This is a genomic window from Macrococcoides caseolyticum (assembly GCF_002902665.1).
Taxonomy (GTDB): Bacteria; Bacillota; Bacilli; order Staphylococcales; family Staphylococcaceae; genus Macrococcoides; species Macrococcoides caseolyticum.
Map to the genome: position 1 here is coordinate 25,307 of NZ_PPRM01000056.1, position 15,312 is coordinate 40,618.

General features: G+C 35.9%; 17 protein-coding genes and 1 riboswitch. Of the genes, 5 read left to right on the forward strand and 12 right to left on the reverse strand.

The genetic code is table 11. The features are described 5' to 3' along the window. From thiS to CD152_RS08630, 3 genes are read right to left on the reverse strand one after another with little or no spacing between them, the layout of a single operon-like run. A complete protein-coding gene (gene thiS, locus CD152_RS08620; protein ID WP_101035541.1) occupies positions 1 to 198 on the reverse strand; it encodes a sulfur carrier protein ThiS in 198 nt (65 codons plus the stop codon). Next, positions 179 to 1,300 (reverse strand): NAD(P)/FAD-dependent oxidoreductase, encoded by a 1,122-nt coding sequence (locus tag CD152_RS08625; protein ID WP_103214653.1) that lies wholly within the window; start codon positions 1,298 to 1,300, stop codon positions 179 to 181. Before CD152_RS08625 ends, thiS begins: the two co-directional genes overlap by 20 nt. After that, positions 1,258 to 1,839: a thiamine phosphate synthase gene (locus CD152_RS08630; protein ID WP_103214654.1), complete on the reverse strand. Its 582-nt coding sequence runs from the start codon at positions 1,837 to 1,839 to the stop codon at positions 1,258 to 1,260. Before CD152_RS08630 ends, CD152_RS08625 begins: the two co-directional genes overlap by 43 nt. A 71-nt stretch (positions 1,840 to 1,910) precedes the next feature. Beyond that, positions 1,911 to 2,009, reverse strand: a riboswitch (TPP riboswitch). Between the two features lie 90 nt (positions 2,010 to 2,099). On the opposite strand from CD152_RS08630, the gene CD152_RS08635 reads away from it, so the two are divergent. Further along, a complete protein-coding gene (locus CD152_RS08635; RefSeq protein WP_086037873.1) occupies positions 2,100 to 2,564 on the forward strand; it encodes a hypothetical protein in 465 nt (154 codons plus the stop codon). A 55-nt stretch (positions 2,565 to 2,619) separates the two neighbouring features. On the opposite strand, the gene CD152_RS08640 is transcribed toward CD152_RS08635, so the two are convergent. From CD152_RS08640 to efeO, 6 genes are all read right to left on the reverse strand, one after another. After that, complete coding sequence (locus CD152_RS08640; RefSeq protein WP_103214655.1) at positions 2,620 to 3,036, reverse strand: hypothetical protein; 417 nt, start codon at positions 3,034 to 3,036, stop codon at positions 2,620 to 2,622. Between the two features lie 46 nt (positions 3,037 to 3,082). After that, the gene (locus CD152_RS08645; RefSeq protein WP_099483319.1) at positions 3,083 to 3,871 is read right to left on the reverse strand and encodes a TerC family protein; all 789 of its coding nucleotides are present in this window, start codon (positions 3,869 to 3,871) and stop codon (positions 3,083 to 3,085) included. A gap of 231 nt (positions 3,872 to 4,102) precedes the next feature. After that, on the reverse strand, positions 4,103 to 4,708 hold the full coding sequence (locus tag CD152_RS08650) for a DedA family protein (RefSeq protein WP_101057639.1): 606 nt from the start codon (positions 4,706 to 4,708) through the stop codon (positions 4,103 to 4,105). Between the two features lie 84 nt (positions 4,709 to 4,792). Next, a complete protein-coding gene (locus CD152_RS08655; protein WP_103214656.1) occupies positions 4,793 to 6,490 on the reverse strand; it encodes an FTR1 family iron permease in 1,698 nt (565 codons plus the stop codon). Beyond that, positions 6,465 to 7,682, reverse strand: a complete 1,218-nt coding sequence (gene efeB / locus CD152_RS08660) for an iron uptake transporter deferrochelatase/peroxidase subunit (RefSeq protein WP_101140773.1) — start codon at positions 7,680 to 7,682, stop codon at positions 6,465 to 6,467. The genes CD152_RS08655 and efeB overlap by 26 nt, the downstream gene beginning before the upstream one ends. A 15-nt stretch (positions 7,683 to 7,697) precedes the next feature. After that, a complete protein-coding gene (efeO, locus tag CD152_RS08665; RefSeq protein ID WP_101140731.1) occupies positions 7,698 to 8,552 on the reverse strand; it encodes an iron uptake system protein EfeO in 855 nt (284 codons plus the stop codon). Between the two features lie 163 nt (positions 8,553 to 8,715). On the opposite strand from efeO, the gene CD152_RS08670 reads away from it, so the two are divergent. Further along, positions 8,716 to 9,045: a hypothetical protein gene (locus CD152_RS08670; protein ID WP_099483321.1), complete on the forward strand. Its 330-nt coding sequence runs from the start codon at positions 8,716 to 8,718 to the stop codon at positions 9,043 to 9,045. A gap of 93 nt (positions 9,046 to 9,138) precedes the next feature. Further along, positions 9,139 to 10,377 carry an aminoacyltransferase gene (locus CD152_RS08675; RefSeq protein WP_103214657.1) on the forward strand — a complete coding sequence of 413 codons (1,239 nt, stop codon included), beginning with the start codon at positions 9,139 to 9,141 and terminating at the stop codon, positions 10,375 to 10,377. Between the two features lie 48 nt (positions 10,378 to 10,425). Here CD152_RS08675 and deoD read toward each other — a convergent pair whose 3' ends face one another. Both deoD and modB read right to left on the reverse strand, forming a co-directional pair. Next, positions 10,426 to 11,142: a purine-nucleoside phosphorylase gene (gene deoD, locus CD152_RS08680; protein ID WP_012656040.1), complete on the reverse strand. Its 717-nt coding sequence runs from the start codon at positions 11,140 to 11,142 to the stop codon at positions 10,426 to 10,428. A 105-nt stretch (positions 11,143 to 11,247) separates the two neighbouring features. Next, positions 11,248 to 11,925: a molybdate ABC transporter permease subunit gene (gene modB, locus CD152_RS08685; RefSeq protein ID WP_012656041.1), complete on the reverse strand. Its 678-nt coding sequence runs from the start codon at positions 11,923 to 11,925 to the stop codon at positions 11,248 to 11,250. Between the two features lie 122 nt (positions 11,926 to 12,047). Here modB and CD152_RS08690 point away from each other — a divergent pair, with 122 nt between their 5' ends. Then, positions 12,048 to 13,205 carry an acyl-CoA dehydrogenase family protein gene (locus CD152_RS08690; protein ID WP_103214658.1) on the forward strand — a complete coding sequence of 386 codons (1,158 nt, stop codon included), beginning with the start codon at positions 12,048 to 12,050 and terminating at the stop codon, positions 13,203 to 13,205. Between the two features lie 10 nt (positions 13,206 to 13,215). On the opposite strand, the gene CD152_RS08695 is transcribed toward CD152_RS08690, so the two are convergent. After that, positions 13,216 to 14,130 carry an EamA family transporter gene (locus CD152_RS08695; RefSeq protein ID WP_103214659.1) on the reverse strand — a complete coding sequence of 305 codons (915 nt, stop codon included), beginning with the start codon at positions 14,128 to 14,130 and terminating at the stop codon, positions 13,216 to 13,218. A gap of 154 nt (positions 14,131 to 14,284) precedes the next feature. Here CD152_RS08695 and CD152_RS08700 point away from each other — a divergent pair, with 154 nt between their 5' ends. After that, on the forward strand, positions 14,285 to 15,196 hold the full coding sequence (locus CD152_RS08700; protein ID WP_101140726.1) for an ABC transporter substrate-binding protein: 912 nt from the start codon (positions 14,285 to 14,287) through the stop codon (positions 15,194 to 15,196). The last annotated feature ends 116 nt before the right edge of the window (positions 15,197 to 15,312 follow it).

Consider the following 15,312-nt stretch of genomic DNA (forward strand, 5'->3'; position numbering starts at 1 on the left):
TTAACCGCCTCCTACAAATTCTAATAATTCTAATCGTTGTTCTGATCTAATTTCAGTGTCATCCCACTTGTCTTTTTGTACGGGCATATCATCGATTACAATAACAGCACGCTTTAAATCGATATTCAAAGTTTCTAGAAATGGAACAAGCATTGTTTCTTGTGTTTCGTACAATTCGTCATTTAAGTATAGTTTCATGTATATCCTCCAGTTTAAAATGATCTTTATATTTCATTGCAAGTGGATGCTGTTTATTGAACATAAGTTTATGCATCAGTGCTCCAGTAATCTTTGATAAGAGGATGCCATTACGATAATGGCCCGTTGCGACAAATAGATTATCACGGATCTCATCGATTATTGGTCGATGTAGTGGGTTATCGGGACGAAAGCCGCATCTTCTATCGACAATTTCACCATTCATCAGTTCTGGCAACAGATCCAGCGTCATTTCTGTCAGCCAGTCGATACCTTCTTCACTTACTTTATTGTCCCTATTCTTTGATGTCGTGGCACCTATAACATATAAATCATCTGACTTCGGTACGATATAATGACCGTTTGTCTGGAACAATGTCTCTTTCATATCTAATGCAGAGTGATGTATCGTCATCACTTCACCCTTTACGCCATAAGCTTCAAGATGGATACCAAGAGATTTAAGGATGTCACCTGAATACATACCTGCAGCAACAACGATTTGCTGTGCTTCGTATGTTTGCAATCTGGTACTCACGCTAAATCCATCATCTGCTTTCACGTCTACTACACAATCGTGAATAAGCGTAACCTTTTCATTTAATGACATAAGTGCTTGATGATATTTAACAGCGTTGACTTGTCCATCTGTCGGAATCCACATCGCAAGGTCATGATTGCGGATATATCCATGTGCAAACTCATCCAAACGATCTTTAACTAACTCTGTGGTCTTAAACTGTGCATTAAGAAAGTCAAACTGTTGAAGTAAAGATTCATGCTCACCATGTGAAGCAATCTTTAATAATCCGTGCTGCTGATAATCAATTACATGCCCTAAATGTGCCAATTCATCAGCGAACTCCTTCATCATATATTGCCCCTCCATAGAAAACTGGAAGAGGGGGGACTCTGAATAAAATTCATTCTGTGCACCAAGCATACCGCCAGCAGCATGCGTTGCTCTGCGCCTACTAAAATCATCAATAATACCGATCGAAATATCTTCTTGTTTTAAGTGATAGCATATACTCTGGCCTATAATGCCGCCACCGATAATTAAGACATCGAATTTCGTAATAACCACTCCTTTTGAATGCACTCGAGATGTGCCTTATGCTGAAATAGACGAATACCACTGAATCCACTAAATCGAGTATCAAGTTGATGTATCGTATGTTCATCGATACCACCGATTGCAACAATCGGGATATCATATGAAAGAACTGTGTCAATTACAGGTGCACTTTGAGGTGTGAGACCTGGCTTTGAAGGCGTAGGGAAGACGTGACCGAATATACAATAATCAAGCACGCCATCAATGCGATGCACACTCTCTTTGCTATGTACGCTCATACCTACACGAAATTCAGGATGTTGTTGCTTGAATGCTATCGCATCACTAGCACGCTCCTTAAAATGGATACGTGTCAAACCATGTTTCATCATCAAGTAAGGCGCATCATGAACAATGATTTTAGAAGGATCTATACGTCGCTTCAACTGTATAATAAATACATCCAGTGCGTCATTACATGCATCTAGACGTAGAATCACACCATCAACTAAAGCTTCTACATCCACGATTGATTGCAAGACAGTATCGCTCGGCTCCACGAATGGAGTAATCATATAAAACATAAGCAACCTCCAAAAAAAGACCACCCGCAAACAAACTACGGGTGGTCAAAATATATAAATATTTATAATTATATAAATGATAACTGCTTCCCTACGTTGGAATTATCCAAATCAGGTTATGAGAGTCGGACAAAGTCTTCTCAGCTCTAAGAGCACCCCTAGCACATATTCGATTATGTAATTAAGAATAGCACTCAATGGCTGAGAATTCAAACTTCTAAATTTAAGTGATAAAATAAAGAAAGGAAGGGGATTTAAAGATGAATGAAATAAATGAACAAGAATTAGCGACATTGCTCGATGAACATGCTGAATTGCATGAAAATATGAATAACAGTGAAAAAGAAAATGATAATATAGGTAAAACAGAAATAAAAAAAGAAATGATGAATATAGCACAAGAAGAACGCATGACGTCTGAAGAAATATTAAGAGAAATCGATGAACAGGAATCTCTTGATATGGAGAACGAAATTGCACAGAAAGAAGTGCATATCTTCAAATATGTGATGTATACGATTGAAATCTATAAAGACGTCGAACTTACACTAGACAGACTGAAAAATTTAATGGCACATGAATATGCAGAGATGACAGAAGAAAGTCTGATGCATTATCTTAAAGATTATGAATCAGCAGGATATATCCGAATGAACGAAACTGAAGCGGGTGTGACAGTATCTAGAACATTTCTCGGGGAATGTGCGTTAGCGTTAGTGAAATAAAGATAATTTCAATCATAACCAATGAAACCCCAGCACATATATGCTGGGGTTTTGTTTATTGCAATAACAATCTTTCTTCGTCACGTGAATGGATTTCATTCACGATAATGATACTTCTAAAGTAATCAAAGATATTCGTAGAGAATCCTTGTTCGATTTGATGTTTTACTTGTGTGATAATTTGACGCATAATGTCATGATCACGTTTAAGTTGTATCACAGATTCAGCCTTTTCAGGGTTCTCTGCAACGACTTCACTATAAAATCCTTGCGCTTCTTCTTCAGCGTCTGCATGACTGATGATGCGTGATTCAAAGAAGTCGACGATAGCTAATATTTCCTGCTTTAACGTTGCTTCATCATAATCTTTATAGTTCATGATCAAATCATCCGTCATCTGAACGGCAAGTGCCAGTCCTGTGTCGTGAATTTGTTTATGTGCATGTAACTGTTTTAACGATGGTCCTGTCATAGTATCATCTCCATATCATTTGTTGCCTATAGAATATCAGGTTTCATTATGAATGACTTCTTTTGTTCTGTCTTGCGCTCGTAATAAAACCGATTGCTAATATTGAAAGTAGTACACCCCAGAAAATTAACTGCCATACTGGTGAATGTGGGAATTCATGTGGTAATACGTGTATTGCATCATGTGCAAGTACGAGTACGACAAGTTTCACACCAATCCATCCAACAATTGCGAATGCTGCTGCTTCAAGTCCTGGATATTTCTCAAGTAACTTGATGAAGTATGTTGCAGCGAATCGCATCAAGACAACGCCTAACATTCCTCCCGTAAACATTACTGCAAATTGCCCTGCATTAAGTCCCATAAAATCCGGACCAACATGTGGCAATGTAACAGCAATTGCGATTGCTGCAAGCATTGAATCGATTGCAAAAGCTATATCTGCAAACTCAACTTTCAGTACAGTCATCCAGAAACTGCTACCTTTCGTTTCGTTACCTTCTTCTTCGGCAATATTCGGTACGGATGGATCATCTGTGTGATCTTTCTTTTTAAAGTATGTGTATAAACTTTTAGCGGACATAAACAGTAAATATGCTGCACCAGCTGCTTGTATCCACCAGTACTTTGCAAGTACTGTAATAAAGAAGAGGGCGATCAATCTAAACGCAAATGCACCGACTAAACCATAGAATAAAGCTTTCTTTCTTTGTTCTTCAGGTAAGTGCTTTACCATTACTGCCATTACGATGGCATTATCTGCTGCAAGCAACCCCTCTAATAATACTAATACGACAATTACCCATGCATATGCTAATAAAATACTTGGATCCATATGTTCACTCCTTAAATTTTGAATATAAAAAGACCCATGCCAAAAAGTATTGGCAAAGGTCTCGCTGGATATAGATCCTTATAGTGCCGGAAGCGTGAACTTCGTAATGACGACACAATAATCGGGTTGCCCCTTAGCTACTCCCCTTCGACATAAGTCTTAGGATATTCGATTGATTTGATATAACTATAACACATCTTTTTTTAATTTGCTATGGTAAAGAAATGGTAATTACTTTTTGCGTTTATATAGATAGATGATGCCTGCAATTATTAATATTGCCATTACGATATAAAGTACATTAGAATACATATCAAAATATTGCAGTACTTTCTCCCAGTTCTGTCCAAGCGCCATACCTAAGTAAATGAGAACGGCGTTCCAGATAATTGTTCCGACCGTAGTATAGAGTATGAAAGGAATGATAGACATCTGACTGAGGCCTGCCGGGATAGAGATTAAGCTTCTGATAAGGGGAACAAAACGACATAAGAATACTGCTGTATAACCATATTTATTAAACCATTTGTTTGCTTTATGAATATCTTCGATGTCGAGTCTTAAGATGAAACCATATTTATTGATAATCTTTTCTATTCGTCTAAGACCTAGAATATGACCTAAATAATAGAGGATGACTGCACCTCCAACTGCGCCAAGCGTAGAAGCGGTGAGCATTCCAACAAATGATAGTTTTGGGGACTGATCAACCATAAATCCGCCAAACGTTAATATAACTTCAGATGGAATCGGGGGGAACACATTTTCAAGTAGAATGAGTAAGAACACACCAAAATAACCGAACTGTTCCATGACATTCATAATCCATTGCTGCATAATATCCTCCATATAATTCTGTATAAAAGTAATATACCCCAATTGATTAAGTTTATAAAACGAAAACAAATGAGGTATGGCAGCTTATATTGAATTATTTTGTTGTCTGTAATGACTGAATAAGTAGATTGAGACGCCTATGATAAGAATCAGTTGAGGAATAACTGTTTCAAATGTTGGATAAAACCCGATAGAAGGTATATCCGGTAAATAATTAATCGTCGTATTCTTTATTTTATTCAGCACTTGAAAAGTATGGACACTTACGCCGAGAATTTTAAAGGCAAGCAAGAAAATAAGAATTGACATGATCAAGAATGATTTATGAATTGGAATATATTTTGTAATCGTATTAAATGATAGCGCAAATACAATTAATATAATGATAGCGATAATAATCCCTGCAACAAGTTGCACCGTGCTGATCTTTCCAGCAATTCCAGCATAAAATATAATCGTCTCAGCACCTTCACGAAATACAGATAAAAAGCTGAGTAGTGCGAATGTAAAGATACTACCACTAGATATTGCTTCGGAAATATTTTTGTTGATAAAATTATTCCAATTTTGTACGGATGATTTTGAATGAAGCCATACACCAATTATCGCCATAAAGATTACTGCAAAAATACCGATGTATGCCTCTAGCAGCTCTCTACCTTCTCCTACGTTTTTAAAGAAGAAGTTAAAGCTAAGAGCAAGGAAGACGCTTAATAATAATCCGATAATACCGCCCACAATAATCCAGCGTGTAGCTTTTTTCTGTCTTGCTTTTTTCGTTACAGAAATCAACGCCATGATAATAAGTAAAGCTTCAACACCTTCTCTTAACATTATCAGTGCTGCATCAATAAAAGTATAGTTTGTTTTAGAAATCGCTTGTTTTATATCTTTGTTTAAATCAAGTAACTGTTTTTTTATGTGTGCTTTATTATCTTGAATCAAGCTGCCTGCAAATTTAGGAATATCAGTTTCTATTTGAGTATACAAGCTAGCATTACTATTTCTGATTTCACCTTCTACATTTGGCCATACACTGATAAATGACGTTAATGATGATTTCGCCTGTTCTAGATCATCGTTGTCAATGGCTTCGACTGCTTTTTCGATGTGCGTGTTGAGAATTGAAGCATCCTGTTTCTTAGTAGCTTTAGCTTGTTTTCCTTGAATATATTGATTCAGTTCGGCTTGTAGCTTATCGAGATGGAGCGATGCGTTTGTTGCATCTACTTTCTCTTTGCTTAGTGCGATACGAATCATCATCAGCTCAGTCTCTATTTGTCCATATCTGCCGATATCATCTTCTCTTACGACTTTTTCATTAGCTGTCCAGGCAGCATTTAATGTTTTATTTGTATTGAGTGCTGCATCATAATCCCGCGCTTTGATTTGAGATTGCATCTGTTCGATGAGTGGTGTTATCGCATTTGTTAATTTCTTGCGTTTTGCATTTTTATCTACTGGATTCAATATTTTTTCTAGATGAATTAACTCGTGAGATAAATGATCTAATGTTTTAATGCGTGTATCCTTTTTGCTATTTGTCTTTAAAGTATGGATATCCGCTATAATACGCTTATTCGTCTTATTGTCTTGATTATTTAAAGCTTTATAATCTTGTTCAAATGTTTGTAAATATTGTTTGTACTTTGATTCATCATTATCGTTAATACTAGATTTCATATCTGTGATGCCGATAAATAAATTACTTAAACTTGTTTCAGCAAATACAGTTGTACTTGTGAAAAAGAGTAGGCTAAATATGATTAAAAAGCGTTTCACCGATATATCCTCCTTCTTTAATACCAGGGAAGGCCAGGAAGATTCCAGTACCTCTATGTGTAATGTATTCGTTTAGACGGTCAACACGACCCATCATATTTTGAATCTTAATAAATTGATCCGGAGATTTCTGGAAACTTACGAATAGCAATCCAGCATCAAAAGCACCTGTATTTTCATTAATTCCATTCGTATAGCTGAATGAACGTCTTAATAAGTTTGTACCTGACTTTTTCGCTAAATGAACATGTGAATCTTCTGGGATATGCAGGTTTCCTTGTTTATCTTTACGCTTTATATCAACAGTATCGAACTCATTTTTCATGCCAAGCGGGGCACCAGTGTCGCGATGACGACCAAATGTACGCTCCTGATCCTCTAAAGAAGTGCGATCCCATGTTTCTAGATGCATTTGAATTTTCCTTGCGATTAAGTATGTTCCATTTTTGTACCAATCTGAATCACACCATACGATCTCATTAAGTTTCTCTTTATTGTTTCCCCCTGGATTACCCGTACCATCTTTAAAAGAGAATAAGTTTCTCGGTGTCTGTATTTTATTGTCCTGTATTTCAAATGAATTAAAGCCGGTTTGACTCCATTTCATCGTTACTAGTCCTCGGGAAGCACGAACTAGATTTCTTATCGCATGAAAATTTACTTGGGGGTCATCGCTGCATGCCTGTATACATATATCTCCACCTGAGAACTTGTCATCTAGCTGATCTTTAGGGAAATGAGGAAGTGGTTTTAAGTCATCTGGCGCTAACGCGTCGATCTTTAGTTTTTTAAAGAAATCAGGACCTACTCCATAGGTCAAAGTTAATCGTGAAGCATCAAGACCGATTGCTTCACCAGTGTCAACGGTCGGTAATAACATGTTTTCTGTAAGAGGAGCCACAAGATCTCCATTCATTAGTTTAACACTATATTTTGTCCATAATTTAAACATGTCTTTAACTTCAGCGAGGTCTTTTGTTTGTAATTCAAGAACGACAAAATAGACATGCGTCTGCACGTCTGAAATGATTCCTGATTGATATTTTCCGTAGAAGTTTACTTTATTTTTTGAGTTTGAGTTGTCTTTTCCAAAATGATTGATAGCATAAAGAGAGGTGCCGAGACCGGTTGAACCAATCACTACACCCGCACCTCCAATACCAGCTACTTTCAGAAAATCACGACGAGACATAGGATCCACGTTACATCACTCCAAAATGATGGCCATTTGACTTAGTGGTTCACCAAGCTGGTCAACAGCCTCTGATAATTTTTTAGTATCTTCTTTTGATAATTGTTCATAACTTACATATCCACCGTCTGGTGTTTCGTGTTGTTTCAGTAGAGTATTAACATTGTCAAAGCGTTTCTGGATATCTTGTGCAAGCTTATCATCTTTTTTGCTAATTTTTTCTTTGAATAATTCGAAGATTTTTTCTGCACCTTCAATATTGGCTTTGAAATCATAAAGGTCTGTATGAGAATAAATTTCTTCTTCTCCAGAAATTTTAGAGGTAGATACTTCATTTAATAAATCAATTGATCCTTGTAGCATTAGTTTAGGCGTGACTTCTGCAGTGTCTACTTTCGCACGAAGCTCTTTTGCATCCTTGAGCAATTGATCTGCCGTTGCCTCATAACCTTTAGTTGTATTCTCTTCCCATAATGCTTTTTCTAATTTATGATAACCTGACCATTCTTCTGTCTTACCTTCAGCTTTCATATCAGCTAAACGTGCATCGATTCTTGGATCCAGATCACCGAAGCTTTCAGCAACAGGTTCTGAACGTTCGAAATACATACGCGCTTTCGGATAAACTTCTTTAGCTTTTGCAATATCACCAGCTTTAAAAGCATTGACGAATTGTTCAGTATCTTTAACGAAGTGATCAATCTGATCTACCGTAAAAGCTTTGTATGCTTCAGTCTCTTTAGATAAATCAACTGTTTGTTTCGTTTGTTCAGTTTTATTTTCTTTTTTATCAGAAGATGATTCATTACCACATGCAGTTAGTAGTAATGAACCGGCGATGAATGACGTTAGTAACGCGCTCTGTTTCATATATTGTTCCTCCTTTTCAAGCGACAATGATAATCATTATCAATTAATAATAAACAAAATTACTTAAGATAGTCAATATAAAATTTTTTAGGACAAAACAATTTCATAAATAGAATGGAAAAGGGTATATTAAAAATAAATAATAATATTTTAGGAGGATATTATGGGACAATTTAGAAAGATATCAAGCGAGGAGTTATTTCCAACGGAACAATTAGGACCAGAAATCGAAGGGACGGTATTATTCCCGACACCTAATGGTATGAGTGAATTGCAAGGAGCTTACATTGCAACAAGCGAACGGTTATTTATGAACGTCGATATGGGAGAGCGTGTTTATGAACGCGTAGTTGGCATGCATGAAATTCACGGAGCTGCAAGTAAAGAGGATACATTGACGATAACGTTCGATATTGGACCGATTAAAATGGTGAATTTAAATATTGAAGAATTGAGAGTTTTTACTGATTTTCTACAAAGGTATATTAAATAAAAGATTTAACAACAGAGTATATGGTATCTCTGTTGTTTTCATGTGGTGAATGTTATATTAATAACAAACAGTGAAATAGAGAGGAAGTACAAGATGAAGTTTTGCGAGTTACAACCAGATGAATTTGAATCCTTTGTGAATGAGCATTTCAGTCATTACACACAATCAAGAATTCATTACGATTATAAAGTTGAGCATAATGAACCTGTACATATTGTTGGAGTTAAAGAGGGGGATGAAGTACTTGCTGCATGTCTATTAACGAGTGCACGCGCTTTTAAGTACTTTAACTATTTCTACTCGCATCGTGGTCCTGTGATGGATTATTCAAATAAGACGCTTGTTGATTTATTCTATACAGAGCTAAGAGGATATTTAAAGTCACATAATGGTTTATTTGCATTGATAGATCCACATATTATTATGAATTATAGAGATCACGACGGTAATATTACGGAGTCAAATGATGTGGAAGGCTTTATTGAACAGATGGAAGGTTTAGGGTACCATCACCGTGGATTCCCAGTCGGGTATTCCGATGATTCACAAGCCAGGTTCTTATCAGTACTTAATCTTGAAGGTAAATCTGAAGATGAATTATTAAAAGAGATGGAATATAAAACGAGACGTAATATTAAGAAAACCTATGAGATGGGTGTTCGTTTAAGAGATTTATCGATTGAAGAAACAGATAAATTCTTTGAATTATTCCAGATGGCTGAAGATAAGCATGGTTTCTCGTTCAGAGACTTTGATTACTTTGTCAAGATGCAAAAGATATACAAAGATCAATGTAGACTTGTATTAAGTTATATTGATTTAGATGAACATCTTGATATTCTGCGTAAAGATTTAAAACAAAAAGAAGACGAATATAATAAAGAGAAACTTAAGCTGGATGAAAATCCTGGTTTCAGAAAATTACGTAATAAAGTTGAACAGCTTGCCAAAGCAGTTGATAAAGAGAAGAAGAAAGTTACAGAAATTGAAGCTTTGAAGCAGACAGACGGCAGAATTCTTCATTTAGCAAGTGCATTGTATATTCATAATGAACATGAATTATATTATTTATCAAGTGGTTCTAATCCTAAGTACAATCAATTTATGGGGCCATATAATATGATGTTCGAAATGATTAAGTATGCTAAGATCCTGAATTTGAAAACTTATAATTTTTATGGTGTAACGGGTGTATTCACTGAAGATGCTGAAGATTATGGTGTACTTAAATTTAAGAAAGGCTTCAATGCACATATTGAAGAATATATTGGAGACTTTATTTTACCACTTAGCCCGTTTTATAAATTATATGAACTGAGACAGAAACTCTAATTAATAAGCCGATACTTCTTGGAAGTATCGGCTTATTAATCTATTATATTATTCTACGATTTCTAATGCGATTTCCATCATATTAGTGAATGATGTTTGACGCTCTTCAGGTGTCGTTTCTTCGTGTGTTAGTAAGTGGTCGCTTACTGTGAAGATTCCAAGTGCACGAACATCCCCACCAGCATAAGCAGCATTCATGTATAATCCTGCAGATTCCATTTCAACAGCTAAGATGCCCATTGAACGCCATTTATCAGTTGCATCTTTATTTGCATTGTAGAAGATATCTGATGATAATACGTTACCCACATGACTGACAGCACCTTTTTCATCAGCTAACTGTTTCGCACGTGCAAGTAAATCGAAGTTTGCGATAGGTGCGAAGTGACCAGGCAAACCATATTGTGCAACATAGTTAGAGTCCGTTGAGGCACCTTGAGCGATGATAATATCGTATACGTTAATATCTTCCTGCATTGCGCCACAAGAACCAACACGAATTAAGTTTTTCACACCGAATGTATGAATTAATTCGTATGAGTAAATACCGATTGATGGGATACCCATTCCAGTACCCATAACTGAAATACGCTTACCTTTATAAGTACCAGTATAGCCGAACATGTTACGTACTTCGTTGAATTGAACAACATCTTCTAAATATGTGTCTGCAATAAACTTAGCACGAAGTGGATCTCCAGGTAAGAGAATTGTTTCTGCGATTGGATTGTTTTCTGGTTTAATGTGTGGTGTTGATTTAGACATTATGTTTTCTCCTTTAATAAATATATTTGAACACTTTCAGTCTACCTTACAATGCTATCTTCTTTCAAGCAAAGGTATTATAAAGTGTAGGTTTATAGAGATTTATTATTTTCTTAATAGTTGTGTGGCGATCATCATGAAGAATGACATCACAATCATTATGAAAACCCAGGCGTATGCAAGATGCAAATCATTATTTTCAATTGCTACATATATTGCTGTCGGCATCGTCTCAGTAACACCAGGTATATTGCCGGCGAATATAAGTGTTGCACCGAACTCTCCGATTGCGCGTGCAAAGGCTAACAAAGTTCCGGTTAGCAAGGCTGCTTTCGATAAAGGTAAAGTAATATGTGTAAACATGCGAAACTTTGAAGCGCCATCAAGCTGGGCAACATGATATAAATTTTCCGGAATCTGTTCTATACCTATTTTTATTGATTGATACATTAATGGTAAAGCGACAAGTGTCGACGCAGCAATCGCTGCATAGATTGTAAAGATGATTGGCTGATGGAATAGAAGCTCTATAAATTTACCCATGAAACTTTGCTTACCAAACAAGATGAGCAGCAAAAATCCTACAACGGTCGGAGGGAGCACCATCGGCAGCATAATTATCGCTTCTAAAATTGTCTTTCCTTTAAAATATTTCCTAGATAATAAATAATGTATTAAAATTGCCGATATCAAGCTTAATATCGTTGCACTCACTGCGACTTTGAGCGAGATGATTATGGGTGATATAAAGTTTTCGTCATTTAATAAACTGGATAAAGTCATATTTTTCATCCTAATTGTTAATTTATTAATATCATTATATATGATTATATGAATACACGCTTATCGAAAATGATAGTTGCAAATAAAAGTGTTACAATTTCAATGAGAGGAGAATGACAGCAATGGAAAATGAATTATTTCTTGAAAGCAGTATTGAATTAAAGTGGCAAGAACGATTTATATCTAACAAAGAGTGGATTGAAAAAACGGCGGCAGAGGCGGATAACAATGGAGTTCTTAATGATCAATTGATAGATTGGTTGATTCAGCATGGTTATCATATGCTGACTTTACCTGTTGAACATGGTGGTTCAGGCTGTAATATTAAAGAACTTATTATGATTCAGTCTTTACTTGCGTTTTATGATGAATCGACAGCCTTATCCATTGGTTGGCATCTTGGTGTTGTGGGAGAAGTATTTGAGCTGAAGCTTTGGCCAGAAGAAATGATGCTGCAATTTGCACATGACATAAGAAATGGTGCGATTACAAATCGTATCGTATCTGAGAGCGAGATGGGAAGCCCGACGCGAGGCGGTCGTCCTTCTACTCAAGTAGTACGTGCTGGAGATAAGTATGTAATTAATGGCACTAAGACCTTTGCATCTATGAGTCATCGTCTGACACATATGCTTGTAGGGGCTTACGATACTGAAGCATCTGCAATGGGGTTCTATTATGTTCCAGCTGATAGTGCAGGTATTGAAATCGTTGACACATGGGATACGTTAGGTATGCGTGCAACGGCTAGCCATGATGTCATTTTTAATGATGTGAAAATCAATGAATGTAACAGAGTGGAAATTAATAAGGAAAAGTATGCGAATCCATGGTTGATGCATATTCCGGCAGTCTATCTCGGTCTTGCGCAACGTGCGTTAGATGAGGCAGTAAAGTTCAGTAAAACGTATCAGCCGAACTCCTTGCAGACGACCATCAGTGAACTTCCTCATATTCAGGATAAACTCGCTAAAATGGAGATGCTGATGATGCAGTCTCGTCATTTCATTTATCATGCATGTGATATGCACTTGGAAGGTAAGACAGAACATCTCGGACTTACATTCCAGCTGTCAAAACATATCATTGTCAATAATGGACTTGAAATTATTGATTTAGCAATGCGCGTATTAGGGGCAAAGAGCCTGGAACGTACAAGAATATTAGAAAGAATATTAAGGTCGATGAGAGCAGGCCTGCATAATCCACCGATGGATGATGCTGTTGAACGCAATATTGTGACTCAATTATTAAAAACACATGAAATCAATGCGCATTAATGTATTGATTTCATGTGTTTTTTTGTACTTTTTTTTCTTTAGAATTAATGATGGATATAAAAAGTACGACACCTAATATGATAACCATTCCAATGATCTGAATAAAATTAAATGGCTGTTTCAGCCAAAGGATACTCACGATAATAGCAGTAAGTGGCTCTATACATCCAAGTAATGTAGTAAGTTGTGGATCGATATACTTTACGCTTAATAAATATAAGAAGAATGCAAGTGCAGTTCCGACGATGATCACAAAGATTAAATATCCGATGGCAACACTTCCCATCGCAAAAGGGTTAATGTACCAATGCCTGTTGAAAAGGCTAATAAATATCCCTGCAAAGAGCATCGCCCATCCAATAATTACTAAAGGTTTATTATGAACAAATAGTCGCCCAGCATACATTGTATAAAATGCAGCTGCCACTGCGCTGAGCAATCCCCAGATGATGGCTTTGGGAGGGACGACAACATTATTAATATTACCACTTGTAAGAAGTAAAAAAGTCCCGAATGTAGATACAGCAATGATGATAAAATCGATCAATCTAAAATTAATTTTACGTGCGCTAAGCATATAAATTAAAATGACGATAGGTGCTAAATACTGTAGTAAAGTAGCGACAGCAGCATTTCCGGCTTCTATTGAGGCAAGAAAAGTATATTGAACTGCGAGCATTCCGAATATTGAATATATAATGAGATGTATCATGGTATAGCGATCTTTAAAGAGGTGGAATATATTTTGTTTTCTAATAACAGCAAGTAGCAATAAGAATAATCCACTGAATATTAATCTTACAGTAATAAACCAATCAAGAGGAAGTTTAAAAGTCTGGAACATTTGTTGTGATACTGTCCCGCCTACACCCCAGAATATTGCCCCTAATGTAACAAGCATGATGCCTTTTGTCGTATTATTCATGATAGCCCTCCTTAAATTGCATATTACCTCGATTATAGAGATAGAATATATGAAATTCAATGTAATAAAAGATATAAAAAAGATATTGCTTTTGTCAATGATTGTTCATATAATTAATTGGTAATGATAATCAATATCAATTGGAGGGAAAGTAATGAAAAAAATATTAGTATTATTCATCGTATGTATTATCATGCTCGCAGCATGCGGGAATAAAGATAGCAAGAAAGAGCAAAAAGAAACAACAGTAGAATTTAAAACAGATAGCGGCAAAACAATAAAAATTCCAAAAGAACCAAAACGTATCGTTGTTATGGGTGCAAGCTATGTTGGGAATTTAATTGATTTAGGTGTCACTCCGGTTGGAGCAGATCAATATGCATTCCAATCTGATATATTAAAACCGAAGCTTAAGGGTGTAGAACAGTTAAATCCAGGCGATGTTGAGAAAGTCGCTAAACTAAAACCAGATTTAATTATTTCATTTGATACGGATAAAGATAATAAGAAGTATGAAAAAATTGCACCAACAATTCCTTTTACATATACAAAGCATGGTTATTTAGAAGTACATGAATTATTAGGAAAAATTGTTGGTAAAGAAAAAGAAGCAAAAGCATTTGTGGATAAATGGAATAAAGAGACGAAAAAAGATGGTAAAGAAATTAAAAAACACCTTGGTGAAGATAAAACTTATTCTATATTCCAGTTCTTCCAGAAAGAAATCTATGTGTATGGCGATAACTGGGGACGTGGATCAGAAATTATTTATCAAGCATTTGACTTGAAGATGCAAGATAAAATCGTTAAAGATGTTAAACCGACAGGATGGAAGAAAGTTTCTTCTGAAAGTTTGAGTAGTTATGCAGGAGACATTGTACTCGTGTCAAGTGATGCAGGATCTGCTACAAATACTGTAACTGAATCTAATTTGTGGAAGAACATGGATGCAGTTAAAAATAACCGCCTCGTTGAATATGATGCTGAAGATTTTTGGTTTAATGATCCAATTTCTTTAGAACATCAAAGAAAAGTTCTGAAAGACAAGTTGATGAAATTGAAATAATAAATAGCTGGATATTCCAGCTATTTTCAGACTGTAGACAAAGTCTCCTTCGGAGATGAAGTTTACAGTCTTTTTTTGATAAAATATAGGTATATCATTGAACGGTGGTGTTTTAC

Bases quoted from the DNA above. Each gene is read 5' to 3' on its own strand.
- thiS (WP_101035541.1), bottom strand. From the start codon at position 198: ATGAAACTATACTTAAATGACGAATTGTACGAAACACAAGAAACAATG.
- CD152_RS08630 (WP_103214654.1), bottom strand. From the start codon at position 1,839: ATGTTTTATATGATTACTCCATTCGTGGAGCCGAGCGATACTGTCTTG.
- CD152_RS08635 (WP_086037873.1), top strand. From the start codon at position 2,100: ATGAATGAAATAAATGAACAAGAATTAGCGACATTGCTCGATGAACAT.
- CD152_RS08640 (WP_103214655.1), bottom strand. From the start codon at position 3,036: ATGACAGGACCATCGTTAAAACAGTTACATGCACATAAACAAATTCAC.
- CD152_RS08645 (WP_099483319.1), bottom strand. From the start codon at position 3,871: ATGGATCCAAGTATTTTATTAGCATATGCATGGGTAATTGTCGTATTA.
- CD152_RS08650 (WP_101057639.1), bottom strand. From the start codon at position 4,708: ATGCAGCAATGGATTATGAATGTCATGGAACAGTTCGGTTATTTTGGT.
- efeB (WP_101140773.1), bottom strand. From the start codon at position 7,682: ATGTCTCGTCGTGATTTTCTGAAAGTAGCTGGTATTGGAGGTGCGGGT.
- efeO (WP_101140731.1), bottom strand. From the start codon at position 8,552: ATGAAACAGAGCGCGTTACTAACGTCATTCATCGCCGGTTCATTACTA.
- CD152_RS08670 (WP_099483321.1), top strand. From the start codon at position 8,716: ATGGGACAATTTAGAAAGATATCAAGCGAGGAGTTATTTCCAACGGAA.
- CD152_RS08675 (WP_103214657.1), top strand. From the start codon at position 9,139: ATGAAGTTTTGCGAGTTACAACCAGATGAATTTGAATCCTTTGTGAAT.
- deoD (WP_012656040.1), bottom strand. From the start codon at position 11,142: ATGTCTAAATCAACACCACACATTAAACCAGAAAACAATCCAATCGCA.
- modB (WP_012656041.1), bottom strand. From the start codon at position 11,925: ATGACTTTATCCAGTTTATTAAATGACGAAAACTTTATATCACCCATA.
- CD152_RS08690 (WP_103214658.1), top strand. From the start codon at position 12,048: ATGGAAAATGAATTATTTCTTGAAAGCAGTATTGAATTAAAGTGGCAA.
- CD152_RS08695 (WP_103214659.1), bottom strand. From the start codon at position 14,130: ATGAATAATACGACAAAAGGCATCATGCTTGTTACATTAGGGGCAATA.
- CD152_RS08700 (WP_101140726.1), top strand. From the start codon at position 14,285: ATGAAAAAAATATTAGTATTATTCATCGTATGTATTATCATGCTCGCA.